We start from the raw sequence: 23,394 nt of genomic DNA, 5'->3' as shown, positions 1-23,394 counted from the left end.
ATGAATTTTTTAAAAGAGATTTTGCTCAACACCATTTTGTTTGTCGCCTTGGCTGGCCTGTTTGCTCAAACGGGGGCCTTTTACGTCAGCAGTTTTGGCGTGGCGATTTTGGCGAGTTTGGTCCTGGCCCTGTTGAACCTGCTGGTCAAACCAATTTTGTTCATCTTGTCGTTTCCCATTCACCTTTTGACGTTGGGCTTATTCAGTTTTGTGTTAAACGGCATTATGTTGATGCTGACTTCTTATGTGCTGGGGGAAGATTATTTTCGCTTTTCCTCGCTGTGGTCGGCAATCTTGATTGCCTTATTGATGTCTGTTTGCAACGCCATCTTGAGCAGCCACTTTTTAGACTAGTGGGGCTCAAGGGATTTTTGAAAGGAGGCAGCTATGCCTGATTCAGTTACGGTCGCCGATTTGGCCAAAAACGTGCGCTTGTCCGTCTTGCAGGGGGAAGAGTACTTGGACCGGCCGATTACGACCAGTGATATTTGTCGCCCGGCCCTCGAGTTTGCGGGGTACTTTAAGCACTACCCGGCGATGCGGATTCAATTGTTGGGAATTACGGAAACATCCTTTGCCAAGGAGATTGGCCACGAAAAGCGCAAGGAGTACTTAGAGCGGATGTGTATGCCCGCCACGCCGTGTTTTGTGGTTTCAACCGATCTGCCGGTAATGCCAGAACTAAAGGCGGCCGCTAAAGCCGCCCACATTCCGATTCTAGGCACGCCGCTGACTTCATCGCGGATCTTGGGGAACATGACCTCTTACTTGGTGGCGCGGCTTGCCAAGCGTCAATCCCTGCACGGGGTGTTGGTCGACATTGCCGGGGTCGGGGTCTTGATCACTGGTGACTCCGGGGTCGGCAAGAGTGAAACGGCCTTAGAATTGGTCCGGCGGGGGCACCGCTTGGTCGCCGACGACCGGGTTGAAGTCTACGCGCGTGATGAACAGACCTTAGTCGGCGAAGCTCCGATGATTTTGGAACACCTGATGGAAATTCGGGGGATTGGGATCATCAACGTTATGACCCTGTATGGTTCTGGGGCCGTGATGCCGCAAGATACGATTGATTTGATTGTGCACTTGGAGACTTGGACGCCGGATACCCATTTTGATCGCTTGGGTGACCGTGGCGATACCCAAATGATTTTGGATGTTGAAGTGCCAAAGGTTTCCGTACCAGTTAAAACGGGGCGGAACCTGGCGATCATCATCGAATCCGCAGCGATGAACTACCGGGCGGAAACGATGGGGTACGATGCGACCAAGACCTTTGACGAGAACCTAAACCGGTTGATCAAACAAAACTCCCAGGCCAACCAAACTGGGGGCAGCCATGATTAAAGCTGCGCTTAATCCGATCGCTTGGCAGTGGGGCGCTTTGCAGGTCCACTGGTACGGGGTGATTATTGCTACTGGCGTGGTTTTGGCCCTAGTCTTATCAATTCGGGAAGGAAGACGCCAAGGCATTGAAGAAGACGCCTTTTATGATTTCTTGTTGTATGCCTTGCCTGTCGCCTTGGTTTGTGCCCGCTTGTACTACGTGATTTTTCAATGGTCGTATTACCGGTTGCACCCGAGTGAAATTATTGCCATTTGGGACGGCGGGATCGCCATCTATGGGGGCTTGCTCGGGGGCGCTGCCGTGCTATGGTGGTATTGTCGCCGCCAGCGGCGCTCAGCCTGGCAGTTCTTGGATATTATCGCCCCGACGGTTATCATGGCCCAAGGCCTGGGCCGGTGGGGAAATTTCTTTAACCAGGAAGCCTTTGGGGGAATTACCACCAAAGCGGCCTTAATGGCCCAACACTTACCAGCCTGGTTGATTAACCAAATGTATATCGGCGGGGCTTACCGGGTACCGACCTTCTTGTATGAATCGAGTTGGGATCTGACCGGTTTTGTCCTGTTGATGTTGTTGCGGCACCGGCGCCACTTCTTTAAGCGGGGCGAGGTGTTCTTAGCTTACGTGGCCTGGTATGCCTTTGGCCGCTTCTTTATTGAAGGGATGCGGACGGACAGTTTAATGTTGGGGCCGGTGCGCTTTTCGCAGGGCTTGTCCGTGCTTTTGTTTGTCATTGCGTTGGGCGCCGTTGTTTACCGGCGGCGCCAGCGTACGTTGCCATGGTACGCCGCTTAAGCGGAATTGGAGGAAAGAATGATGAAAAAACAGATTGCCGTCTTAGGGGCAGGCTCCTGGGGGAGCGTTTTAGCCAATGTGTTAGCAGAAAATGGCCATCAAGTCCAGTTGTGGTCCCGGAACCCGGATCAGGTGGCTGAATTAAATGAGCACCACACGAACCAAAAGTATTTAGCGGACTTTACCTATCAGCCGGCTTTACACGCGACGACAGACATGGCCGCCGCCGTTACGGGGGCCCAAGTGGTCTTAGTGGTAATCCCAACCAAGGGCTTGCGCCAAGTCAGCCATCAATTAGCCCAAGTATTGGCGGCTAGTGGGGACCAACCGGTAATTGCCCACGCGACGAAGGGGTTGGAACAAGCGACCTACAAGCGGCCGTCAGAAATTTTAGCGGAAGAAATTCCGGCTGCCAACCGGCAAGCGATCGTGGTCCTGTCGGGGCCAAGCCATGCCGAAAGTGTGGCCATTCATGACATGACGGCGGTCACGGCGGCCAGTGAAGACTTGGCCAGTGCCGAATTGTTGCAAAGCCTCTTTAGTAACCAATATTTCCGGGTTTACACCAATGACGATGTGATCGGGGCGGAATTTGGGGCCGCGCTGAAAAACATTATTTCGATTGGGGCGGGCGCCTTGCAAGGGTTGGGCTACCATGACAATGCCCGGGCGGCCTTGATTACCCGGGGCTTGGCGGAAATTCGGCGCTTAGGGGTGGCCTTTGGGGCCAACCCGCTGACCTTCATTGGGTTATCCGGTGTGGGGGACTTGGTGGTGACCGCCACTAGCAAGAACTCGCGCAACTGGCGCGCGGGTTACCAACTGGGTCAGGGCAAGCCGCTCAAGGACGTGATTGAACAAATGGGGATGGTGATTGAAGGGGTCTACACCACCAAGGCGGCCTTCGAATTAGCTCAAAAACGGCACGTTAAAATGCCGATTACCGAAGCGATCTACCGGGTCTTATACGAAGACGAAAACGTCGAAACGGCGATTAAAAACCTGATGAGCCGAGAAGTTACGTCCGAAGTCGAGTAAATATGGTAAAATGGTAGCGCATGCAAATAGATTTACGGAGGGTTAGTTAAATTATGAAACAAGTACGGAAAGCAATTATTCCAGCCGCGGGCTTGGGGACCCGCTTCTTACCAGCCACCAAGGCCTTAGCCAAGGAAATGCTGCCGATCGTGGATAAGCCAACGATCCAATTTATCGTCGAAGAAGCCCGCCAATCCGGGATTGAAGATATCGTCGTGGTCGACGGCAAGAACAAGCGCTCAATCGAAGACCACTTCGACTCCAATCCAGAATTGGAAGACAACCTGCGTTCCAAGCACAAGGACGAAATGCTGAAGTTGGTGGAAGAAACGACCGACATCAACATCTACTTCATTCGTCAATCCCACCCACGGGGCTTGGGGGACGCCGTTTTGACGGCGCGGGCCTTCATTGGCGACGAACCATTCGTGGTGATGCTCGGTGACGACTTGAACAACATCAACGGCAATGGCAACCCGCTGACCAAGGAACTGATTACCAGCTACCAAGAAACCGGGGCTTCTACTTTGGCCGTAATGCGGGTCCCACACGAAGACACCGCTAAGTACGGGGTGATCAACCCAAGTGCTGAAGTTAAGCCGGGGCTTTACAACGTTACCAACTTCGTGGAAAAGCCAGACCCCAAGGATGCCCCATCCGATCTGGCGATCATCGGCCGGTACGTCTTCACGCCGGAAATCTTTGACGTCTTGGAAAACACCAAGCCGGGCAAGGGGAATGAAATCCAATTAACCGATGCGATCAACACTTTGAACAAGACGCAACGGGTCTTTGCCCACGAATATAAGGGGGACCGCTACGACACCGGGAACAAGTTTGGCTGGCTGGAAACCAACATTGAATACGGCTTGAACCATCCGCAAACCAAGGACGAATTGCGCGAATACATTAAGACTTTAGGGGCGAAGTTAGCCGCTGAAGACAAGGCCAAGAAGAAGTAATTAACTAGAAAGCCAACGCTGATTAGGTTCGGCGTTGGCTTTTTTGGAGGAATCAAGCATGTTGTTTACCCAAATTGCCCAAAATAAGCGCAATACCCGTTGGGTGCTGGTCGGCTATGGGCTGCTTTTAATCGCGATCACGATTTTGTTTGCTCAGGTTAGCTGGCAAGTGGCCCTGGGCTTTGCCCTCTTTGGCCTCGGCTATGTTTGGTACTTTTACTACCACGCGACCCGCTATTTAATGCGGGTCACCAATGCCCAGGCGGTCAGCCGCGCGGACGCCCCCGTCTTGTACGAACTCGTTGAAGAACTCTGCTTGGCGGGCGGGCTGCCAATGCCAGCCTTGTACGTTACGCCCGACGAAGAGCCGAATGCCTTTGCGACCGGCCGCGATCCGGAGCACGCTAGCTTAGCGGTCACGGCCGGGCTCTTGGCCATGATGGATCAAGAAGAACTGCGCGGGGTGCTCGGCCACGAATTAGCCCACATCCGTAATTATGACATTCGGGTGACGACGTTGACGGCGGCCTTGGTTCAGCTCGTCTTGTTGACGGGGGTAACGCTGGTCGCCTTTGGCTGGGGGATATTTGCCAGCCGGGTTGGCGGCTGGCTGAAATTGGTTTTGGTGATCTTCGGGGTAGCGGTGATGGGCTTGGGGCTACCCTTGCTGGTGCTGGGCTTTCCCTTAGCCAAGCTGATGTTTTTTGCCCTGTCGCGGCAACGTGAATACTTGGCGGATGCCGGCTCAGCGGACTTAACCCGGGACCCGCGGGGCTTAATTTCTGCTTTGCAAAAGTTGGCGGCCCTGCCCGCCCCGGGAGAGGCAACCAACCTCGTGGTCAACAGCCTGGCCTTTAACGCGGCCCCACCGCAACGTTGGTGGGCCAACTTACTGGCGGATCATCCCGCGCTGGAGAAGCGGATTGCGCGGTTGAAGGCGAGTGCCCAATAGGCTTTTTGAAGACGATAAAAAACGGCTGGCGTGCCGAAATGGTACGTCAGCCGTTTTTAAATTCCCGGATTACTTGAGGCTGTTGCTGTCCATGATCCCGTCTAACAGACCATAGTCAACCGCTTCTTGGGCCGTCATAAAGTTGTCCCGTTCCGTATCTTGTTGGACCTTTTCAAAGGTTTGCCCGGAGTTGGCCGCCAAGATTTCGTTCAGCATCTTGCGGGTCTTCAGGATTTCTTCGGCGGCAATTTGAATTTCGGTTTGTTGCCCTTGGGCCCCACCAGATGGTTGGTGGATCATTACCGTGGAGTGTGGCAGCCCAAAGCGCTTGCCCTTGGCCCCAGAGGAGACCAATACACTGGCCATGGAAGCAGCCATCCCGATCACGATCGTTTGGACATCGGACTTGATGAAGTTCATCGTGTCGTAAATTGCCATCCCGGCCGTAACCACCCCACCTGGGGAGTTAATGTACATGTAAATGTCCTTGGTGGAGTCTTGAGCGTCCAAGAAGAGCAGTTGGGCGACAATCGAGTTGGCCATGTTGTCTTCGATTGGGCCGGATACCATGATGATCCGGTCCTTTAACAGGCGTGAGTAAATGTCATAAGCGCGTTCCCCGCGGGAGGATTGCTCGATGACAGTAGGTACAAGATTCATTTTCTAACCTCCTAATTAGCAGTGGTTAGCGTAGTTTGCTAACTGATAGGAATAGTTTACTCTGTAGGTCAGCAAAGGTCAAATTATTTGGTCAAAAAGCTGACCCCCAATCTTATATTAACCGGTTGACATACGCTGGGAAGTAAAGTATATTATAGGCGTCACCAAAAGAAACCGCTTCCACAAATTTTCAATTGACCATTAGGGCGGTAAGGGCGACGAAAAATTCGTTTTGCGTATTGAAAACGGGTTCACAAACGCATATGATCGTATTATGTAGAAATAAACCCAACTGATTTTGGAAGAAAGAGGTTTTGTATTCATGGCTCACGTATCATTTGACAGTTCAGCGTTGAAGCAATTTGTTCACGATAACGAATTGGGCGAAATGCAAGCAATGGTCAACGCCGCGGACCAACAATTGCGGCAAGGCACGGGTGCCGGGGCGGACTTCCGCGACTGGCTGCACTTGCCAACCGACTACGACAAGGAAGAATTTGCCCGGATTAAGGCGGCCGCTAAAAAGATCCAAAGCGACTCCGAAGTCCTGGTCGTTATCGGGATCGGGGGTTCGTACTTGGGTGCCCGGATGGCCATTGACTTCTTGCACAACAGCTTCTATCAAGCGCAAGCGCCAGCTGCCCGTAAGGCTCCGCTGGTGGTCTTTGCCGGGAACTCCTTATCCAGTTCTTACGTTCATGATCTGATTGAACTGATTGGCGACAAGGACTTCTCGATCAACGTGATTTCCAAGTCCGGGACGACGACGGAACCATCGATTGCCTTCCGGATCTTTAAGGAACTGCTGGTCAACAAGTACGGGGAAGAAGAAGCCAACCACCGGATTTACGCCACGACGGACCGCCAACGCGGCGCTTTGAAGACCGAAGCCGATGCGGCCGGCTGGGAAACCTTTGTGATTCCGGATGGGGTCGGCGGTCGCTACTCCGTTTTGACGGCGGTGGGGCTCTTGCCAATTGCCGCTTCGGGGGCCGACATCGACCAACTGATGGCTGGGGCCAAGGCCGCCGAAGACACCTACGTGGATCCGGATCTGACCAAGAACGAGGCCTACCAATACGCAGCTTACCGCAACATCTTGTACCGGAAGGGCTTTACCACCGAACTGCTGGAAAACTATGAACCAAACATGACGATGTTTGCCGAATGGTGGAAGCAATTAGCCGGTGAATCCGAAGGGAAGGACCAAAAGGGGATCTACCCATCCAGTGCCAACTTTACGACCGATCTGCACTCCTTGGGCCAATACATCCAAGAAGGGCTGCGGAATTTGATGGAAACGGTCGTTAAATTGGATACGCCAAACCATGATCAAGTCATCCCAGCGACCGAATCCAACCTCGACGGGTTGGCTTACCTGGAAGGCAAGAACATGGATTGGGTCAACACCAAGGCTTACGAAGCCGTCGTGGCGGCTCACGTGGCTGGTGGGGTACCGGTCATGACTGTCCACATCGAGAAGGAAGATGCCTTCACCTTGGGCTACTTAATCTACTTCTTTGAAGTGGCCATTGCAATCTCAGGCTACTTAAACGGGATCAACCCGTTCAACCAACCAGGGGTCGAAGCCTACAAGACCAACATGTTTGGTCTGTTGGGCAAGCCGGGCTACGAAGAAGTCGGGGCCAAGTTACGCCAAGAAATGGCTGACAACCAATAATTTAATCACTATGGTTACCGTCTGGGCGACCAGGCGGTAATTTTTCCCAGTTTATGTTAAGCGGTTGCAACACCAGACCAACCGTGAACATGACCCAAGTTAAAGGAGGAAATACTATGTTACTCGGAAGTGTAGAAGCAGGGGGCACCAAGTTTGTTTGCGCGGTCGGCAATGAAGATTACCGGATCCAAGATACGACCCAATTCCCCACCACCACCCCAGAAGAAACCTTGCAAAAGACGATTGACTACTTTAAGCAATTCCCAGACTTAAAGGCAATCTCAGTCGCGTCCTTTGGGCCGATTGAAATCCGCCACAATTCGCCTAAGTACGGCTACATCACCGATACGCCCAAGCCGGGGTGGTCAAACGTCGATTTTGTCGGTACCTTAAAGCAAGCCTTTGATTTACCGATCTACTGGACGACGGACGTGAATGGTTCGGCCTACGGGGAATATGTCCTTTCAACCCTCTTTAACCAAAAGATCAATTCCCTGGTTTACTACACGATCGGGACTGGGGTCGGCGCCGGGGCAGTGATTGACGGTAAGTTTGTCGGGGAGGTTGGCCACACGGAAATGGGCCACATCCGGTTGAAGCGCCACACCGCTGACCTGGACTTTAAGGGGATCTGTCCGTTCCACGGCGACTGCTTGGAAGGGTTGGTCGCCGGGCCGACCTTTGAAGCTCGGACCGGCAAGAAGGGCAAGGACGTACCGCTGACTGATCCCGTTTGGGACATCATGGCGTACTACGTGGCCCAAGCGGCCTTGGATACGACCTTGATGTTCCGGCCAGCCAAGATTATCTTTGGTGGTGGCGTGGTCAGCGAAGCCTTCTTGAAGAAGGTGCGGGCCCAATTCAAGGACTTGTTAAATGATTACGTGGAAGTCGGCGACCTCGACCAATACATCGTGATGCCGCTGGCTAAACACAACGGCTCGGCGACGGTCGGCAACTTTGCGTTAGCCTTGAAGACCTACTTGAATTAAAGACCAGGACGTTAAAAAGGCGTCGGAACCATCAAGTTTGATGCTTCCGGCGCCTTTCAGCTTATTTTTTCATCATTTTGGCGTTGCTTTTAAAGATCAACCACTTCGAGAAGACGTAGTTGGCAATCACTACTAGGACATTGTCAATGACCTTCACAATAAATTGCCCCAACGAGGACGTAAAGCCCAACCACGAGACCCCGATAAAGACAATCGCCATGTCTAATAATAAGGTCAACCCACGGTAGAAGAAGAACTGCACCAGTTCGTCCCAGAAGGCCCGCCAGGTGGTGTATGGGGAGTTAAAGACCCAGACCTTATTGGTAAAGTAAGCCACCAAGACGGATAAGAACCAGGCAATCACGGTCGCCACTTCAAAGTGCCAGTGCAAACCAGTACTCAACCACTGGTAGGAAGCGAGGTTGACGATCGTCGTCACCACGCCCCAAAAGAGGTAGGCGATGATGCTTTTGTACTTCTGCCACAGGGCAGTCAGGGCGGCCATTACTTGCCCGCCGCCTTTTCAACCAGGCTGGCGGCAAAGGCGTCCAGCGTGTCGACGTCGTCACCCTCCGGGGCGAGGTCGATGTGGACGTATTCGGCCCCTTTGGTGGCCCCGGCGCTTTCAAAGGCGGCGCCGAAGTCGTCAACGGCCCGGCAGTAATCATCGGCGTAGAAGGTATCGCCCGAACCGGCGACCCCGTAAATTTTGCCGCTTAAGTCGGCTTCCTTTAGGTCGTCATAAAAGTCCAAGCCTTCTTCTGGCAGGGCCCCTTCGTCGTAAGTGTAGGGGCAGACCACGCAGATGTCGGCGTCCTCAAAATCGGCGACGTCGGCCATCGTGATTTCCTTTTCGTCAACGTCAACGCCGAGGTTTTCCAGGGCGTCGGTGATCAGGTCGGCAACGTCTTCGTTGTTGCCAGTAATTGTAGCAAACACTACCACTGCTTTTGTCATGTTCTTCACCTGTTTCTTTCTTATTCGTAATCAAAGAAAGTATATCACACTCCTTTTTTGGATTCTGGTGATATACTTAAGATTGAAGTTTTATTTTATCTCGTTGGTTGAAAACGGGAATCAAAGGAGTAAGCATTTAGAATGATTAGTTTAAAATCACCGCGCGAAATTCGGGCGATGGAAAAATCTGGGGCTGTCCTGGCCGGGATGCACCTGGGGATGCGCCAAATCATCAAGCCGGGCATTTCCAGCTGGGTCTTAGAAGAATTTGCCCGCAAGTACTTTAAGCAGGCTGGCGCGATTGCCGCCCAAATCGGTTTTGAAGGCTACAAGTACGCCACCTGTGTCAGTGTTAACGACGAAATCTGCCACGGTTTCCCCCGCAAGAAGCTGCTCTTAAAGGAGGGCGACCTGGTCAAGGTTGATACGGTCGTCAACCTCGACGGGGCCTATTCTGATTCTTGCTGGTCATACGTAGTGGGCCAAGCGAGTCCTGAAGTTGCCAAACTGATGGACGTCACCAAAAAAGCCCTCTACTTGGGGATCGACCAGTGCCAAGTAGGCAATCGGCTTGGTGACATCGGGGCGGCAATCCAGCACTACACGGAAGATGAACACGGCTACGGCGACGTGCGCGAATTTGTCGGCCACGGGATCGGCCCGACGATGCACGAAGACCCGATGGTTCCCCACTACGGGGAAGCCGGCCACGGCTTGCGCTTGCGCAAGGGGATGACGATTACCGTCGAACCGATGATTAACACCGGGACGTGGAAAGCCGATACGTCCGACCCGAGTGGTTGGCTGGCTAAGACGGCCGATGGGGGCTTGTCGTGCCAATACGAACATACCCTGGTGATCACCGATGACGGGCCGAAGATCTTGACTTCCCAAGATCCAAAAGCCGACCGGGATTACCTCTATGATGACGAATACGCCGGCTTTTTAGCCCACTACGGGGCAATTGCCACGGACGTGGTCAAAAAGCACTTTGCTTAAAATAAATGCGCGGTTGGGAAACAGAGGGTTTCTCAGCCGCGCATTTTCTTTTGCTTACGTAGGTTATTCGGAAGGCGGCGCTTTGGGATAACGGCGCCGGGCAATTTGGCCCCCCAGGAGGCCGATTAAAATCACGAGGCTGCCAATTACGCCCCATTGCCAAAGGGGCTGGTCGTGTGGCGGCGCTACGGGGGTACTGTTCAGGGGTAACTGCCGGGTCAGCGCCGGGGCACTCACGGGTTCCTTAGCAAGGTTCGGCTTGAGAGGGTGGTGGCCCCGCGCTAGTAAAGGCTGGGGTGGCGCGGGGGCGATGTTGCGCTGGTTGGTCAGCGGCGGGACCAAGGGCGCGCCCGCCGTGGAGGAGGAGGCCGGTGAGACCGGACTTAGTACAGCGGGCGGCGGACTAGGCTTAGCAGAGCTTGGCGCTAGTGCGGCGGTTGATTTCACCGGTTGAACTGCGGCCACTGGCGTTGGCTGGTCGGCGGCCGGGGTGTCGGTCGTCAGCTGGGCCGGGGCAGCGGGGCTGATTAGCAGCGAAGTTCGGCTGCGCGGGGGCGCTACCGGAGCCGGGGGCGCTGCCATGACGGGTAGCACCACGGTTGGATTACTGGCGGTAAGGGAAGCTGGCGTTGCGTTCACGGCCGGCGTTGCGGGGGCGGTTAGCGACGTTGGGGTGGACGTTTCCAGCTCAACAGCGTGAGTCGTCGGGCCGCCACCCCAGGCTCCCAGGCTGAGGGCAAGGCTGGTTAAGACCGTTAACCACCACTTTTTAATCACACTTCACTCCCCCTTTCTTAACGATTTCTTCAAAAATGAGTATAACAGAAATGAGGGCGGTGCGCCGGTTACAAAAGCATTACCGTTTGCTGCTTACTAAAAATAACCTTACAAAAAGTAAGCAAGAGAATGGACAGAACGTCCAAAAACAAGTATGATAAGCTTAAAATCGTGTCACAGATAAAAGGAGCAAAAAAAGATGGCAGAAACAAAGCAGACAAACTATGATGTAATCGTAATCGGGGCCGGTCCCGGGGGCATGACGGCAGCCATGTACGCGTCCCGGGCCAACCTGTCCGTCTTGATGCTTGACCGCGGGATTTACGGCGGGAACTTAAACAACACCGCCGAAATCGAAAACTACACCGGCTTTAAGTCGATCATGGGCCCAGATCTGGCCAAGGAAATGTACGAAGGGGCGACCCAATTCGGCGCGGACTACGCTTATGGCGCGGTGGAAAAGGTTGAAGTCGTCGGGGAGGTTAAGCAGATCACGACCGACATGGGCGACGTCTTTACCGCCAAGGCAGTCGTGATTGCCACCGGGTCGAGCCAACGCAAGCTCGGCGTGCCAGGCGAAGCAGAATTTTCCGGCCGGGGGGTTTCTTACTGCGCGGTCTGCGATGGGGCCTTCTTTAAGAACAAGCACCTGATCGTGGTCGGCGGGGGGGACTCGGCCGTCGAAGAAGGGGCCTTCTTGACCCAACTGGCGGATAAGGTAACGGTCCTGGTCCGGCGCGACCAACTGCGGGCCCAACCGATTGTCCAAGATAAGGCAATGCAAAACCCAAAGATGGAATTTATCTTTAACACCAGCGTGACCGAAATTGTCGGCGATGACATGAAGGTCACCGGGGTCAAGACCGTTAACAACGTGACCGGGGAAACCGGTGAACTGGCCGCCGACGGGGTCTTTATCTACGTCGGCAGCGATCCGATGACGGCCCCGTTTAAGGACCTCGGGATCTTAAATGCCAAGGGCTGGGTCGAAACCGACGCGACGATGGCAACCAAGATTCCGGGCATCTTTGCGGTCGGCGACGTCCGCGACACCCTCTTGCGCCAAGTGGCCACGGCCGTTGGCGACGGGGCGATTGCCGGCCAACAAGTTTTTAAGTACTTAGACGAACAAAAGTAATTGAGGGGCGGTTGCGGTGAGCAGCTGCTTTTTTACCAATGAAGTATTTGATTTCTGATTTAGATCACACCCTGTTAAATGAAGCTGGCCAGCTTAGCGCAGTCACGCGCCAAGTGATCCGCCAGCAGCCGGCTTGGCAAGTAATGCTGGCCTCAGCCCGCTTGCCTGCTCAGATGGTGAGCTTGATTGACGCCCTGGACTTAACCGGTCTCCAGGTGGGGTTGAACGGGGCGATTGTTTTTGAGGTTAACGGTGGGCAGGTGCGGACGCTGACCACGACCCCGTTGGCAGTGCCAGTTGCCCAGGAACTGTTTGACCTGGTGCACACCCAGTGGGGCTTGCCGATTCAGTGGCTGACCGCCAGCACTTTTTTTGCGACGGAGCTGACGCCCCAGGTCCAGCTCGAAATTGACTATACTGGCGTAACGGTGACTTACGCGCCGAAGTTACCGGCGGTGCCAGTGCTGGCCTTTTTATTAATCTTACCGGACCGCCGGACCTTTAATCGGATCCAGGCCCAGCTGGCCGCGCGTTGGCCCGACTTGACCCTGGCCGATTCGGGGGATGGCTATTTGATGATTACCGCCCCCGGGGTCGATAAAAGTCAGGCCGCGCGTTACCTCTTGGCCCAGGGGGTCGCTCAGGTGGACCTGTACGGGGTCGGCGACGACTTAAACGATTTGCCGCTCTTAAAAGCCGTCGGCCACCCCTTGGCGGTGGCCAACGCCCAGCCGGCCGTCCGCGCTTGCGCCGGGCAAATCCTGACCAGCAACCAAGCCGATGGGGTGGCGCACTTTTTGGCCCAATCCTGATTTGTGTGTTTTCTCACCATCGCCCATGCGGTATACTATGGAAAGTGAGAAATTAGTTAACCAATGAAGAGGAGATGTTTCTTTGAGCTGGAAGGAAACTTACCAAGCGTGGGCCGATGAACCACGCCTGGCTGCTGATTTAAAGCAGGAATTAACCACGATGACGGACGAAGAAAAAGAAGACGCCTTTTACGGGCCGCTCTCCTTTGGAACGGCTGGGATGCGGGGCTTGATGGGCCCGGGGACCAACCGGATGAACGTCTACACGGTCCGGCAAGCCACGGCCGGGTTGGCGGCCTTGATGGAATCCTTGGGCGATGAAATCAAGCAGCGCGGGGTGGCAATTGGCTATGATTCCCGCCACCACTCAGCCGAATTTGCCCACGACTGTGCCCGGGTCTTAGGGGCGCACCAAATTCCGGTCTTTATCTACGACAACGTGCGGCCGACGCCGGAACTGTCCTTTGCCGTGCGCTACAATCACGCTTACGCCGGGATCATGATCACGGCCTCCCACAACCCCAAGGAATACAATGGTTACAAGATCTACGGGGAAGACGGCGGCCAATTGCCACCGAAGGAATCCGATCAGATGACGGCCTTCATTCGCCAAATCGACGATGTCTTTGGGATCGAATTGGCCGACGAACAGGCGATGCTTAACAGCGGTTTGGAACAAGTGATGGGCGAAGACGTCGACTTTGCCTACTTGGAAGAAGCCAAGGCGGTTACGATCAACCGCGAACTGGCCGCTGAATACGGCCGCGACATGAAGTTTGTCTTCACCCCGTTGTGCGGGGTCGGGCGGATGCTGGGGGAACGGGCCCTGCGCCAAGCCGGTTTCTTCAACTTCGTGATTGAACCCTTGGAAGCCCAACCCAACGGGGACTTCCCGGGCTTAAAGAATCCGAACCCGGAATTTGCGGAAGCCTTCACCCGCTCGATTGCCCTCGGCAAGCAGGTTGATGCCGACGTCTTGATCGCTACCGACCCGGATGCCGACCGGATGGGCTGTGCGGTCCGGCAACCCAATGGTGAATACCAACTGCTGACTGGGAACCAAATTGCTTCCTTGATGTTGCACTACATCTTGGAAGCCCACAAGCAAGCCGGCACCCTGCCAGCCAACGCGGCGGCCGTTAAGTCGATTGTCTCCACTGACTTTGCCACTAAGATTGCGGCCAGCTACGGGGTGGAAATGATCAACGTCTTGACCGGGTTCAAGTGGATCGCCGATCAAATTCACCAGTACGAAACCAAGCACAACCACACCTTCATGTTTGGGTTTGAAGAAAGCTACGGCTACCTGGTTCAACCATTTGTCCGCGACAAGGATGCCATCCAAGCCTTGACCCTCTTGGCCGAAGTGGCAGCCTACTACCGGAGCCGGAACATGACCCTCTACGATGGGGTGCAAGAATTGTTTAAGACCTACGGCTACTTCAAGGAAAAGACGATTGCCAACGTCTACGCTGGCGTTGATGGCCCGGCGAAGATCAAGGCCTTGATGAAGAAGTTCCGCGAAGAATCACCAACTGATTTTGCCGGGCACCAAGTCGTGGCCTTAGAAGACTTTGCCCAGGGTACCAAGACCCTGGCTGACGGAACGGTCGAAGCCTTGACAATGCCGACTTCCAATGTCTTACGGTACGTCTTAGATGATGAAACTTGGATTGCGATCCGGCCATCCGGAACGGAACCGAAGTTGAAATACTACATCGGTACATCGGCCCCAACCGAAGCGGCCGCTACTGCCAAATTGGCGGAATTTGAAGCCGCATTGGCCGAATTTTAATTTAATCAACTGTACGGGAGCGGGGTGACTGACACCCTGCTCCCGTTTGGTAAAAGAGAGGAAATTGACCATGGGAATGCACGAATACCTAAAGAGTTTGAGTGATCTGGAAATGATCAACCGGGCGCCGGGTTATTTCAAGTTTGAAGAACACAACGTGGCGGCCCATTCGTTTAAGGTGACCCAAGCGGCCCAGATGCTGGGCGACATCGAAGAGCAGGCTGGCCATGAGGTCGACTGGCGCTCCTTGTACGAAAAGGCGCTTAACCATGATTACACCGAAAAATTCATTGGCGATATCAAGACCCCGGTCAAGTACGCGACGCCGGAATTGCGCAAGCTGTTGGCCAAGGTCGATGAATCCTTGACCGAGAATTTTATCCAAACCGAAATCCCGGTTGAATTCCGGGCCGCTTACGAGCGCCGCTTTGCCGAGGGCAAGGACGAGACCTTGGAAGGCAAGATCCTCTCGGTGGCCGATAAGGTTGACTTGATGTATGAATCTTTTGGGGAAATTCAAAAGGGGAATCCTGAGCCGGTTTACATGGATATTTACAAATCAAGTCTGGAAGCGATCATGGATTTCCGCGAACTGACCAGTGTGCAATACTTCTTAAAGAAGATCTTGCCAGAACTCCTCAAGGACAACGCCAATGTCAACAGTCAGCAATTAGCAATTGCCACGACCCAAATTTTGCAAAAGTAGGGGAAAATAATGAAATACGACGGGGTAATTATCATGATGGCGGTCGCCAACTTGGCGATGTTTGCCGCCGGCGCCTGCTTGATTCTCAAGGCCTGGGTACTGTTTGTGGTTTGCTTAGGCCTTTTTTTGGCCTTTACCTGCGTGCACGCCTGGTACTTGGCGACCTTGCGCCAGCGGGTGAAAAAGGAATTGACGCTGCACCAGTCAGAAACAAAAGATTAAGGGAATGCAAAGCGATTGTCGACTGACGATCGCTTTTTTACTTGCGAGCAATTCAGAAAGCGTTCACAATGAAAAGAAAAGGGGGTCAGCACATGCCACTAATCGAAGTCAAACACAATACGAAGACCTACCAGAGCGGGACGACGCAAATCGACGCCAACCACGATATCAGTTTTACCATTGACGCTGGCGAGTTGGTGATCATCCTTGGGGCTTCCGGGGCTGGCAAGTCGACCTTGCTCAATATCCTCGGCGGGATGGACACCAACACCAGCGGGGTAGTAATCATCAACGGCCACGATATCGCCCAGTACACGCCTAAGCAACTGACGGCCTACCGGCGGGAAGTGGTCGGTTTTGTCTTTCAGTTCTATAATTTGATCCCGAACCTGACCGCCAAGGAAAACGTCGAACTGGCGGCTGAATTGGTCGACCACGCGATGGACGCGACGACGGCGTTAGCGGCCGTTGGGTTGGCCGACCACGTCGACAAATTCCCGGCTCAACTGTCTGGCGGGGAGCAACAGCGGGTTGCGATTGCCCGGGCGCTCGCTAAGCAGCCCCAGCTCCTCTTGTGCGATGAGCCGACCGGGGCCTTGGATTACCAGACGGGCAAGCAGGTCCTGCAGATTTTGCAGGACATGAGTAGGCAACACCAGACGACGGTCGTGATCGTGACCCACAACGCGGCCTTGGCGCCGATCGGTGATCAGGTCCTCCACATTCACGACGGCCGCCTGCAAAAAAGCGAGCGCCACGCCCACCCGGCTGACATTGCGACCTTAGAATGGTAGGTGACAGAGATGAAAAAGCAGCTTCTCTGGCGGGACGCCTGGCAGGCGATTGGCCGCACCAAGGGTCGTTTTATCGCCATCTTCTTGTTAATGGCGGTCGCGTCCTTAACCCTGGTTGGGTTGAAAATGACCGGGCCGGACATGCGCCAGACCGCCCGCCACTTTTACGCCCAGACCCACTTGGCCGATCTGACGGTCACCAGCCCGGCGGGGTTAACCCCGGCGCTTCAGACGACCTTGCGGCAGGAAGCCGGGGTCAAGCGGGTCGAATTTGTCCATACCGCCGATGCTGTAATTAAAGGCGATCAGACGGCCATTCGGCTCACGAGCCTGGGCGGGCAATTGTCTAAAGCCCAGCTGGTCAGCGGGCGCTTACCGCAGCACCGTCACGAAATTGCCCTGTCGTACTTGCTGGCGAAGCATTACCACCGCGGCCAGTGGCTGACCTTGACGGCCGCCCCAGGTCTGAAGGTTCACCGGGTCAAGGTGGTGGGCTTTATTCGCTCCAGTGAGTATTTGGATCGCAACCAAATTGGCAATACCACCGTCGGCAGCGGCCAGCTGCGTGGGATGGCAGTGCTGCCCAAGGCGGCCTTTCGGGCCGAAAAGCCCCAGCTGGCCCGCTTGACTTTGACGGCGACGGCTGGTCAAGATCCCTACGCGACCAGCTACCAAGCGACGGTGGCCGCCAAGCAGCGCCACTTGCAAACGACCTTGCGCCACCAACTGACGACCCAAAGTCAAGCCCAGGTGGCCCAATTGACGGCCCAACTGCCCGGCTTACGGCAAGCGGCGGCCACCAACCCGGTAGCGGCGGCCGCCTTGCAAACGGCCCAGCGCCAAATGGCCCAGTTGAAAGCCGCACCGTCGCAACTCACTGTCCAAACCCGGGAAAGCAACCCGGGCTATGCCGTCTACCGGTCGAATTCGGCGCGGATTGACCTGGTGGCCAACGTCTTTCCGGTCTTTATGTTTGCCGTGGCGATCCTGGTGGCGCTGACGACGATGGCCCGCTTCGTGGCCGAAGAGCGGCAAAAGATCGGGACTTTCAAAGCGTTGGGTTATTCGAATTTTGACGTCGCCAAGAAGTTCTTGCTTTACAGCACCCTGGCGGCGACGGGCGGCACCCTGGTCGGGGCGGCCGGGGGTTTTTGGCTCCTGGCGCGCTTGATTTTTTCGGCTTACGCGGCCAATTCGACCATCAGCGGCCTGCAGCTGGGCTTTTCCTGGGGCTGGTTGCTGACCACGTGGGGGTTGGCCGTGGGCGCGACTGGTTTGGCCGCCGGCTGGGTCCTCGCCCAAGACGCCCGGGAAATCCCGGCCCAGCTGCTCTTGCCACCGACCCCTAAGGGGGGAGCACGGCTGTGGCTGGAGCACGTGACGCCCGTGTGGCGGCGCTTGGCCTTTAAGCACAAGGCGACCCTGCGCAACCTCTGGCGCTACAAGAGCCGGATGCTGATGACGATCCTCGGGGTGGCCGGCTGCACCGGGCTCTTGGTGATGGGCTTTGGGATCCGCGATTCGCTGGGCGGGATTGTGCACCGCCAGTACAGCCAGCTGATCAAATATGACTTGCTGGCGGTCCAAAAACCGACCGTCACCTCCGCATCAGCTGAGCGCCTTCACACGGCTCTGGCCCAGCCGGCGGTGGCTGAGCACACGGAGATTCATTATGAAACGTTGACCCGGCGCTTTGCCGCCGATCCGGCCCCGCAGACGATTACCCTGCTGGTTCCGCGCAATGCCCAGCAATTCCGCCACTTTATGACTCTCCGGACGCGCACCAGTCAAAAGCAGCTGGACTTAAACGCCGGCGTGATCATCTCGGAAAAATTAGCGACCCTCGCCCAGGTCAAGGTCGGCGAGCGCCTGCGCCTCCAGGACACCCAGGGCCAGTGGCGGTCGGTTAAAGTCGGCGCGATCACCGAAATGTACATGAGTCACTTTATGGTGATGAGTCCGGCGACGTACCAGCACTACTTTGCTCAGCCCTACCGGACCAACGCCCAGCTCCTGAAGCTGGCTGCGGGGGCGAAGGTCAATCCCGTGGCCCGCCAGCTGATGGCAACCGGGGCCGTGGCTGGGGTAAACGAAAACCGCAGTAACCAGCAGATGATTAATAACCTGCTGAACTCGATGGATCGGGTGATGGTGATTTTAATCGGCCTGGCGACCGTCTTGGCGGCGGTGGTGATTTACAATCTGACCAACATCAACGTCGAAGAACGAAGCCGCGAACTGGCGACGCTCAAAGTCTTGGGGTATGATGAAGGCGAAGCGACACTGTACATCTACCGTGAGACGATTATTTTATCGGTAGTTGGGATTTTAGTTGGCTTCTTGCTCGGGCACTGGCTGCACGGCTTTATTATTACCAATCTGCCGCCGGTCGATGCGATGTTTGATCCGCAAATGCGAGTCACCAACTTCCTGTTGTCGGCGGCGATCCCGCTGGTGATTACCGCGCTGGTGGCGATGGTGATGCAAAAAAAGATCCAAAAAATTTCGATGCTGGCGGCCCTGCAAGCCCGTGAATAATCAATGAGGTGATCCAAATGGCAAATGAAACGCAACGTGCCCACGTGTTACAAATCGCAAATACCCGCTTTGCGACCAAGCAGTTTGACCCGACTCGCCATATTCCGGCCCAGGATTGGCAAACGATTTTAGAGGTCGGCCGCCTGGCGCCGAGTTCCTTTGGCTACGAACCCTGGCGCTTTGTCTTGCTCAAAGATCCCCAGCTTAAGGAAGCCATCAAGCCCTTTGCTTGGGGAGCACTCAACAGCCTGGCCGGCGCCGATAAAATCTTATTGATCTTGGCGCGGACCGACGTGACCTATGATGCGCCCTACATCCAGCACTTGGTGGAAGACGTCAAGCACAAGGCCTATTCGCCGACCAGCCCGCAGTCCCAGCACTTTAAGGTTTTCCAGGAGCGCGACTTGGCCCTGAAAGATGCCCACGACCGCTTTGAATGGGCTTGCCGTCAGGCCTACATCGCCATGGCCAACATGATGTTCGCAGCGACCGAACTGGGGATTGATTCCTGCCCGATCGAGGGCTTTAATTACGCCCAGATGAACCAATTCCTGGCTAACCAGCAAATTATCGATCCGGCCCACTGGCAGATCGCGGTGATGGTCAGCTTTGGCTACCGGGCCCAACCGATCAAGCCGAAGGTCCGCCAACCGCTGGGGGACTTGTATGAAGAAGTGTAGCTAATAAAAGCCGCCCTTTGCGCTGGTTTGGGAGCGAAAAGGGCGGTTTGGGGTTAACCTCAGATACTTATGAAGCGAGGTGGGCTGAGATGAATGGAAAATATTATCTAATCAGAAAGATCGGGACCAAGTACAAATTTTACTGGGCCCCCCTTTCTCCGCATCCTGAAAATGATTTTGAAGATTGGGGTGTCGCGGTGATTGATTTTTCGTGGCCAACTTCGGATCCCCGTCTCAAGCATTTAAGGGCAGCTCCTTTAGGGTATAAATTAAAACCGCGCTACCAAGTTTTGCGAGATCCCAAAGTCGAGGGGGTCAGAGATGACACTTATCGCTATATGTGCCTAGAAACCTTTCATGTCTATCAGTGCTTGCCCCATATGGACGAAAAGCATCGGTACGCTAGTTGGGCATCGGGATAGTGAAAAAAACTTTTAGAACAGCAAAACCGCCGTCTTCCAACTCCCGGAAGACGGCGGTTTTAGGGTTTGATTACGGCTTAAAAGAAGGTCTTAGACAAAGTTGCGACCAGGGCCAAGAGCAACACCGAAGAAATTCCGGCGGCCACGAGGGCGTTCTTGCCGCGGGTGAAGAGTACGGAGAAGTTCACGTTCATCCCCAAGGCAGCCATCGCCATCCCTAAGAGCAGGTAGGCTAACTTGACCAGACTTGGTACCAACGCGGCCAGGCCCGGGATAAAGGTGCCGGCCACACTGGCCAGGATAAAGCCGAGCATGAACCACGGAATCGGCACCGGCTGCTTTTCACCGGTCGGGTTCGCTTGCCGGGTCGCTTTTTGGTACCAGATCCCGACGAGGATCGCGACTGGGGCCAAGAGCAGAACCCGCGAAAGCTTGGTGATGATCGCCGTATCAAGGCTGACCGGGCCCCCGGCGCTCCCAGCGGCGACGGCGTGGGCGATTTCGTGCAGGCTGCCCCCGGTCATCACCCCAAATTGCAGGGCAGTCATGTGCAAGAGCGGCTTGAGCCCGATTTCGATCAGGGTAAAGAGGGTCCCGAGGATCGCTACGATCGCCACGGCAACCACCTCATTTTCTTGGTGGCGCAACTTGGTGGCCGGATCGTCATCGCTGGTTAATTGCGATGAAATCCCCATCACGGCCGCGGCCCCGCAGATCCCGGTCCCGCTGGCGGTCAGGATCGCTAAGTGGCGGTCGACCCCAAAGCGGCGGGCGAGCTGGTAAGTCACCAGGATCGTGAAGGTCACGACCACGACGGCCAGGGCAATCGTCTTGATTCCGGCTTGGGCCAGGGCAATCAAATTGAGCTTAAAGCCCAGCAGGATGATCCCGAGGCGCAGGAACTTGTTGGCAATCAGGCCAATCCCCGGCCGGCTGTAATCCAGGACCGGGCGACCGACTTGCATCACCATCCCTAACAAGAGGGCAATCACTAAGGCGCCAATCACCTTGAGGTAGGGCAGGGTGGCCAGGTAGCTGCCGGCCAGCGAACAAATTAAGGTTAAGAGCGCGGCGCAGGCAAAAGGCCAGCTAAATATCTTCTTGAGCATTCTTCTTTCTCCTTTCCGAATTGGGATCCGGATTTTTTTACATTCTTAATGTACCATGCTAGACTGATAAATAAAAATTATGATTTCTTTCTTGTAAGTTAATTTTCCTTATGAAAGGGGCAGGGCGATGGAAAATTTACTGGATCACCGGCTGACGACCTTAATGGTGGTGGCGCAGACCGGCTCGTTGACCGCCGCCGCCCAGCAGCTCTTTATCACCCAGCCGGCCGTCTCCCAGCAGCTGGCCAGCTTAGAGGCTGACCTGGGCGTGCCGCTCTTGGTTTACCATGGGCGGCGGGTCAAATTAACGGCGGCGGCGACGGAACTGGTGGCCTACGCCCAGCGGCTCGGCCAGGATAATCAGGCGGTCTTGAAGCGGCTCCGCTTGGCCCAGACCCCGCCGTTGCGCTTAGGGGCGACCCGCTCGCTGGGGGCCTTTTTGCTGCCGCAGCTGCTGGCCAAGGTAATCGCGGCCGGCTACCAGCTGGAAGTGACGATTGAAAATACCGCCGCTCTCTCCCGACAACTCTTGGCCGGCCAGCTCGATGCGGCCTTGATCGAGGGCAATTATTCGCGGCAGGACTTTGCCGCTGCCCCACTGGGTAGTGCCCCCTTTATCGGCGTGGCCGCCCAGCCTGGGGCGCCAGCGACGTTGCCAGCCTTGTTTGACCAGCTTTTGATCGTCCGGGAAGTGGGCTCGGGGACCCGCGAGATTTTGACCACCTGGCTGGCGGCGCACAACGCCCAGCTGAGTGACTTTCGTCAGACCCTGGCCTTAAGCAGTCCGACGGCGATCATTGAATTACTTAAGCAGGGGGTCGGGATCAGCTTTATGTACCGGGCCCTGGTGGCCAACGAATTGGCCCGGGGCGATTTATTTGAATTGCCGCTGGCTGGCTTTCCGCTCGAGCATCCCTTGAATTTGATTTATTTAAAGGAAAGCTCCTTTGCGGCCGAATTTGGCCCCCTGGTGGCGACCGCCCGGGAAGTGCTGGGAAATTAAGTTCTGGTTAAGCTTGGGGACCAACGGTGGTCAGGTCCGGTTGCGTTCGGTAAGCTAGAACTATTTACAAAAGGGGGCAATTTGATGTTGCAGACACGGTGGTTGACGTTTGGGGTGGCCTGGCTAATTTTGCTGGCGGGGTATTACCGGCTACTGGCGGTGCCAAACCGGACGCCGGCCCAGCGGGTGACGGTCTTGACCAGCCTAGGCTATTTAATGGTGGTGGCCTGGCTGGTCTTTGCGCCGGTCGGGCTGGTCCTGCCAGATTCTTACAAGGCCCTGTCGTATTTTTATATGGTGCCGTATAACCTCCACCCGTTGGTTCACGTCGACCCGGAATTTTTGGCCAATATTTTGCTGACCGGGCCGCTAGGGGTGTACTGCTACCTTTGGCGACCGCACTGGGCGTGGTGGCAAGTCGCTTTGGCCGGGCTCGTGCCGGGGCTGGTGATTGAAAGTACCCAATTTGCCTCGGACTGGCTGGTCCACACGTTGCGGGTGGTCGATATTGACGACGTGATTACCAACTGGGCCGGCCTGGTGCTGGGCTACGCAGTAGTCTGGGGGCTGGCCCACACCCCACTGCAGGCCCTGGTTAAGCCCTTCCGTCTGCGCTAGGCCATAACCGGGCGCGCAAGTCAAGAAGCCAAGGGATGAAACCGTTTTAAATAAAATCGGGGAAGTTATTGACAAATCCATGTGTAAACGCTAACATATAGTCACAAGGTATTAAGTATTTACCTTCTAATCAATTCTCTTTCTCTCTTATGCCGATCACCGTCCTTGTTGGCGGTGATTTTTGGTTTTGCAGATTATTTGGTTCTAAGCAAGCAGCGATTGACGAAATTTTGCAAAGCCTGGCCGACTGACCGGTCGAAGCATCAAGTGAATGAAGTACAGCTGGCAGGGTCCCAAACCAGGGCGCTGCTTTTTTGCATTTGTAACTTTGCCGCGCGCTAGCGAAATTGAAAAGCAATTTTCCCTAATCTGCCAATTGACATACGACATATCTAAAAA

General features: G+C 55.1%; 25 protein-coding genes. 19 read left to right on the top strand and 6 right to left on the bottom strand.

All coding sequences use genetic code 11. The features are described from left to right. Genes BN54_RS09065 through BN54_RS09040 form a run of 6 tightly spaced genes read left to right on the top strand, consistent with a single transcriptional unit; the run spans position 1 to position 5,092 of the window. The gene (locus tag BN54_RS09065) at positions 1–354 is read left to right on the top strand and encodes a phage holin family protein (RefSeq protein WP_019206881.1); all 354 of its coding nucleotides are present in this window, start codon (positions 1–3) and stop codon (positions 352–354) included. 33 nt (positions 355–387) lie between these two features. Continuing rightward, positions 388–1,344, top strand: coding sequence for an HPr(Ser) kinase/phosphatase (gene hprK, locus BN54_RS09060; RefSeq protein ID WP_019206880.1), 957 nt, complete (start codon positions 388–390; stop codon positions 1,342–1,344). Beyond that, positions 1,337–2,140: a prolipoprotein diacylglyceryl transferase gene (gene lgt / locus BN54_RS09055; protein ID WP_019206879.1), complete on the top strand. Its 804-nt coding sequence runs from the start codon at positions 1,337–1,339 to the stop codon at positions 2,138–2,140. Before hprK ends, lgt begins: the two co-directional genes overlap by 8 nt. A 21-nt stretch (positions 2,141–2,161) precedes the next feature. Then, the gene (locus tag BN54_RS09050; RefSeq protein WP_019206878.1) at positions 2,162–3,178 is read left to right on the top strand and encodes an NAD(P)H-dependent glycerol-3-phosphate dehydrogenase; all 1,017 of its coding nucleotides are present in this window, start codon (positions 2,162–2,164) and stop codon (positions 3,176–3,178) included. A gap of 53 nt (positions 3,179–3,231) precedes the next feature. Further along, positions 3,232–4,140, top strand: a complete 909-nt coding sequence (gene galU, locus BN54_RS09045; RefSeq protein WP_019206877.1) for a UTP--glucose-1-phosphate uridylyltransferase GalU — start codon at positions 3,232–3,234, stop codon at positions 4,138–4,140. A 58-nt stretch (positions 4,141–4,198) separates the two neighbouring features. Further along, complete coding sequence (locus BN54_RS09040) at positions 4,199–5,092, top strand: M48 family metallopeptidase (protein ID WP_019206876.1); 894 nt, start codon at positions 4,199–4,201, stop codon at positions 5,090–5,092. 69 nt (positions 5,093–5,161) lie between these two features. On the opposite strand, the gene clpP is transcribed toward BN54_RS09040, so the two are convergent. Further along, entirely contained in the window at positions 5,162–5,752 is a 591-nt protein-coding gene (gene clpP, locus BN54_RS09035; RefSeq protein ID WP_040470195.1) for an ATP-dependent Clp endopeptidase proteolytic subunit ClpP, read from the bottom strand. A 322-nt stretch (positions 5,753–6,074) separates the two neighbouring features. Between clpP and BN54_RS09030 the strand changes: the two genes are divergently transcribed. Together BN54_RS09030 and scrK are read left to right on the top strand one after the other, a co-directional pair. Then, the gene (locus BN54_RS09030; RefSeq protein ID WP_019206874.1) at positions 6,075–7,433 is read left to right on the top strand and encodes a glucose-6-phosphate isomerase; all 1,359 of its coding nucleotides are present in this window, start codon (positions 6,075–6,077) and stop codon (positions 7,431–7,433) included. A 116-nt stretch (positions 7,434–7,549) separates the two neighbouring features. Further along, entirely contained in the window at positions 7,550–8,425 is an 876-nt protein-coding gene (gene scrK, locus BN54_RS09025; protein WP_019206873.1) for a fructokinase ScrK, read from the top strand. A 61-nt stretch (positions 8,426–8,486) separates the two neighbouring features. Here scrK and BN54_RS09020 read toward each other — a convergent pair whose 3' ends face one another. Both BN54_RS09020 and BN54_RS09015 read right to left on the bottom strand, forming a co-directional pair. After that, positions 8,487–8,930: a GtrA family protein gene (locus BN54_RS09020; RefSeq protein WP_019206872.1), complete on the bottom strand. Its 444-nt coding sequence runs from the start codon at positions 8,928–8,930 to the stop codon at positions 8,487–8,489. Further along, positions 8,930–9,382: a flavodoxin gene (locus BN54_RS09015; protein ID WP_040470192.1), complete on the bottom strand. Its 453-nt coding sequence runs from the start codon at positions 9,380–9,382 to the stop codon at positions 8,930–8,932. The genes BN54_RS09020 and BN54_RS09015 overlap by 1 nt, the downstream gene beginning before the upstream one ends. A 141-nt stretch (positions 9,383–9,523) precedes the next feature. Between BN54_RS09015 and map the strand changes: the two genes are divergently transcribed. Continuing rightward, positions 9,524–10,381 (top strand): type I methionyl aminopeptidase, encoded by an 858-nt coding sequence (gene map / locus BN54_RS09010; protein ID WP_019206870.1) that lies wholly within the window; start codon positions 9,524–9,526, stop codon positions 10,379–10,381. Positions 10,382–10,444: 63 nt separating this feature from the next. Here map and BN54_RS09005 read toward each other — a convergent pair whose 3' ends face one another. Then, positions 10,445–11,158, bottom strand: a complete 714-nt coding sequence (locus tag BN54_RS09005; RefSeq protein WP_040470190.1) for a hypothetical protein — start codon at positions 11,156–11,158, stop codon at positions 10,445–10,447. A 199-nt stretch (positions 11,159–11,357) separates the two neighbouring features. Between BN54_RS09005 and trxB the strand changes: the two genes are divergently transcribed. The 8 genes from trxB (at position 11,358) to BN54_RS08965 (ending at position 19,843) form a co-directional block, all read left to right on the top strand. Continuing rightward, positions 11,358–12,296: a thioredoxin-disulfide reductase gene (gene trxB, locus BN54_RS09000; protein ID WP_019206869.1), complete on the top strand. Its 939-nt coding sequence runs from the start codon at positions 11,358–11,360 to the stop codon at positions 12,294–12,296. Positions 12,297–12,334: 38 nt separating this feature from the next. Further along, a complete protein-coding gene (locus BN54_RS08995; protein ID WP_019206868.1) occupies positions 12,335–13,108 on the top strand; it encodes an HAD-IIB family hydrolase in 774 nt (257 codons plus the stop codon). 82 nt (positions 13,109–13,190) lie between these two features. Beyond that, positions 13,191–14,903: a phospho-sugar mutase gene (locus BN54_RS08990; RefSeq protein WP_019206867.1), complete on the top strand. Its 1,713-nt coding sequence runs from the start codon at positions 13,191–13,193 to the stop codon at positions 14,901–14,903. 70 nt (positions 14,904–14,973) lie between these two features. Beyond that, the gene (locus BN54_RS08985; protein ID WP_019206866.1) at positions 14,974–15,609 is read left to right on the top strand and encodes a YfbR-like 5'-deoxynucleotidase; all 636 of its coding nucleotides are present in this window, start codon (positions 14,974–14,976) and stop codon (positions 15,607–15,609) included. A 9-nt stretch (positions 15,610–15,618) separates the two neighbouring features. Beyond that, the gene (locus BN54_RS08980) at positions 15,619–15,831 is read left to right on the top strand and encodes a hypothetical protein (RefSeq protein WP_019206865.1); all 213 of its coding nucleotides are present in this window, start codon (positions 15,619–15,621) and stop codon (positions 15,829–15,831) included. Between the two features lie 92 nt (positions 15,832–15,923). Further along, positions 15,924–16,625 (top strand): ABC transporter ATP-binding protein, encoded by a 702-nt coding sequence (locus BN54_RS08975; RefSeq protein WP_019206864.1) that lies wholly within the window; start codon positions 15,924–15,926, stop codon positions 16,623–16,625. A 9-nt stretch (positions 16,626–16,634) separates the two neighbouring features. Continuing rightward, positions 16,635–19,163, top strand: a complete 2,529-nt coding sequence (locus BN54_RS08970) for an ABC transporter permease (protein WP_019206863.1) — start codon at positions 16,635–16,637, stop codon at positions 19,161–19,163. Positions 19,164–19,180: 17 nt separating this feature from the next. Then, positions 19,181–19,843, top strand: a complete 663-nt coding sequence (locus tag BN54_RS08965; protein ID WP_019206862.1) for an NAD(P)H-dependent oxidoreductase — start codon at positions 19,181–19,183, stop codon at positions 19,841–19,843. A gap of 499 nt (positions 19,844–20,342) precedes the next feature. On the opposite strand, the gene BN54_RS08955 is transcribed toward BN54_RS08965, so the two are convergent. Beyond that, complete coding sequence (locus tag BN54_RS08955) at positions 20,343–21,374, bottom strand: YeiH family protein (RefSeq protein WP_019206860.1); 1,032 nt, start codon at positions 21,372–21,374, stop codon at positions 20,343–20,345. A gap of 127 nt (positions 21,375–21,501) precedes the next feature. Between BN54_RS08955 and BN54_RS08950 the strand changes: the two genes are divergently transcribed. Together BN54_RS08950 and BN54_RS08945 are read left to right on the top strand one after the other, a co-directional pair. Further along, the gene (locus BN54_RS08950) at positions 21,502–22,377 is read left to right on the top strand and encodes a LysR family transcriptional regulator (RefSeq protein WP_019206859.1); all 876 of its coding nucleotides are present in this window, start codon (positions 21,502–21,504) and stop codon (positions 22,375–22,377) included. An 84-nt stretch (positions 22,378–22,461) separates the two neighbouring features. Continuing rightward, a complete protein-coding gene (locus tag BN54_RS08945) occupies positions 22,462–22,995 on the top strand; it encodes a VanZ family protein (RefSeq protein WP_019206858.1) in 534 nt (177 codons plus the stop codon). A gap of 204 nt (positions 22,996–23,199) precedes the next feature. On the opposite strand, the gene BN54_RS10360 is transcribed toward BN54_RS08945, so the two are convergent. Continuing rightward, positions 23,200–23,394: hypothetical protein (locus BN54_RS10360; protein WP_204365252.1), on the bottom strand; the 195-nt coding region annotated here is incomplete at its 5' end.

Origin of the sequence: Limosilactobacillus ingluviei str. Autruche 4 (assembly GCF_000312405.1) — a bacterium.
Classification (GTDB): Bacteria; Bacillota; Bacilli; order Lactobacillales; family Lactobacillaceae; genus Limosilactobacillus; species Limosilactobacillus ingluviei.
The sequence above is the reverse complement of the archived record's forward strand: the minus strand, read 5'-3'. Positions and strand labels throughout refer to the sequence as shown.

Coding starts and splice junctions, on each gene's coding strand:
- BN54_RS09065 (WP_019206881.1), top strand. CDS start 1: ATGAATTTTTTAAAAGAGATTTTGCTCAACACCATTTTGTTTGTCGCC.
- hprK (WP_019206880.1), top strand. CDS start 388: ATGCCTGATTCAGTTACGGTCGCCGATTTGGCCAAAAACGTGCGCTTG.
- lgt (WP_019206879.1), top strand. CDS start 1,337: ATGATTAAAGCTGCGCTTAATCCGATCGCTTGGCAGTGGGGCGCTTTG.
- BN54_RS09050 (WP_019206878.1), top strand. CDS start 2,162: ATGAAAAAACAGATTGCCGTCTTAGGGGCAGGCTCCTGGGGGAGCGTT.
- galU (WP_019206877.1), top strand. CDS start 3,232: ATGAAACAAGTACGGAAAGCAATTATTCCAGCCGCGGGCTTGGGGACC.
- BN54_RS09040 (WP_019206876.1), top strand. CDS start 4,199: ATGTTGTTTACCCAAATTGCCCAAAATAAGCGCAATACCCGTTGGGTG.
- clpP (WP_040470195.1), bottom strand. CDS start 5,752: ATGAATCTTGTACCTACTGTCATCGAGCAATCCTCCCGCGGGGAACGC.
- BN54_RS09030 (WP_019206874.1), top strand. CDS start 6,075: ATGGCTCACGTATCATTTGACAGTTCAGCGTTGAAGCAATTTGTTCAC.
- scrK (WP_019206873.1), top strand. CDS start 7,550: ATGTTACTCGGAAGTGTAGAAGCAGGGGGCACCAAGTTTGTTTGCGCG.
- BN54_RS09020 (WP_019206872.1), bottom strand. CDS start 8,930: ATGGCCGCCCTGACTGCCCTGTGGCAGAAGTACAAAAGCATCATCGCC.
- BN54_RS09015 (WP_040470192.1), bottom strand. CDS start 9,382: ATGACAAAAGCAGTGGTAGTGTTTGCTACAATTACTGGCAACAACGAA.
- map (WP_019206870.1), top strand. CDS start 9,524: ATGATTAGTTTAAAATCACCGCGCGAAATTCGGGCGATGGAAAAATCT.
- trxB (WP_019206869.1), top strand. CDS start 11,358: ATGGCAGAAACAAAGCAGACAAACTATGATGTAATCGTAATCGGGGCC.
- BN54_RS08995 (WP_019206868.1), top strand. CDS start 12,335: ATGAAGTATTTGATTTCTGATTTAGATCACACCCTGTTAAATGAAGCT.
- BN54_RS08985 (WP_019206866.1), top strand. CDS start 14,974: ATGGGAATGCACGAATACCTAAAGAGTTTGAGTGATCTGGAAATGATC.
- BN54_RS08980 (WP_019206865.1), top strand. CDS start 15,619: ATGAAATACGACGGGGTAATTATCATGATGGCGGTCGCCAACTTGGCG.
- BN54_RS08975 (WP_019206864.1), top strand. CDS start 15,924: ATGCCACTAATCGAAGTCAAACACAATACGAAGACCTACCAGAGCGGG.
- BN54_RS08970 (WP_019206863.1), top strand. CDS start 16,635: ATGAAAAAGCAGCTTCTCTGGCGGGACGCCTGGCAGGCGATTGGCCGC.
- BN54_RS08965 (WP_019206862.1), top strand. CDS start 19,181: ATGGCAAATGAAACGCAACGTGCCCACGTGTTACAAATCGCAAATACC.
- BN54_RS08955 (WP_019206860.1), bottom strand. CDS start 21,374: ATGCTCAAGAAGATATTTAGCTGGCCTTTTGCCTGCGCCGCGCTCTTA.
- BN54_RS08950 (WP_019206859.1), top strand. CDS start 21,502: ATGGAAAATTTACTGGATCACCGGCTGACGACCTTAATGGTGGTGGCG.
- BN54_RS08945 (WP_019206858.1), top strand. CDS start 22,462: ATGTTGCAGACACGGTGGTTGACGTTTGGGGTGGCCTGGCTAATTTTG.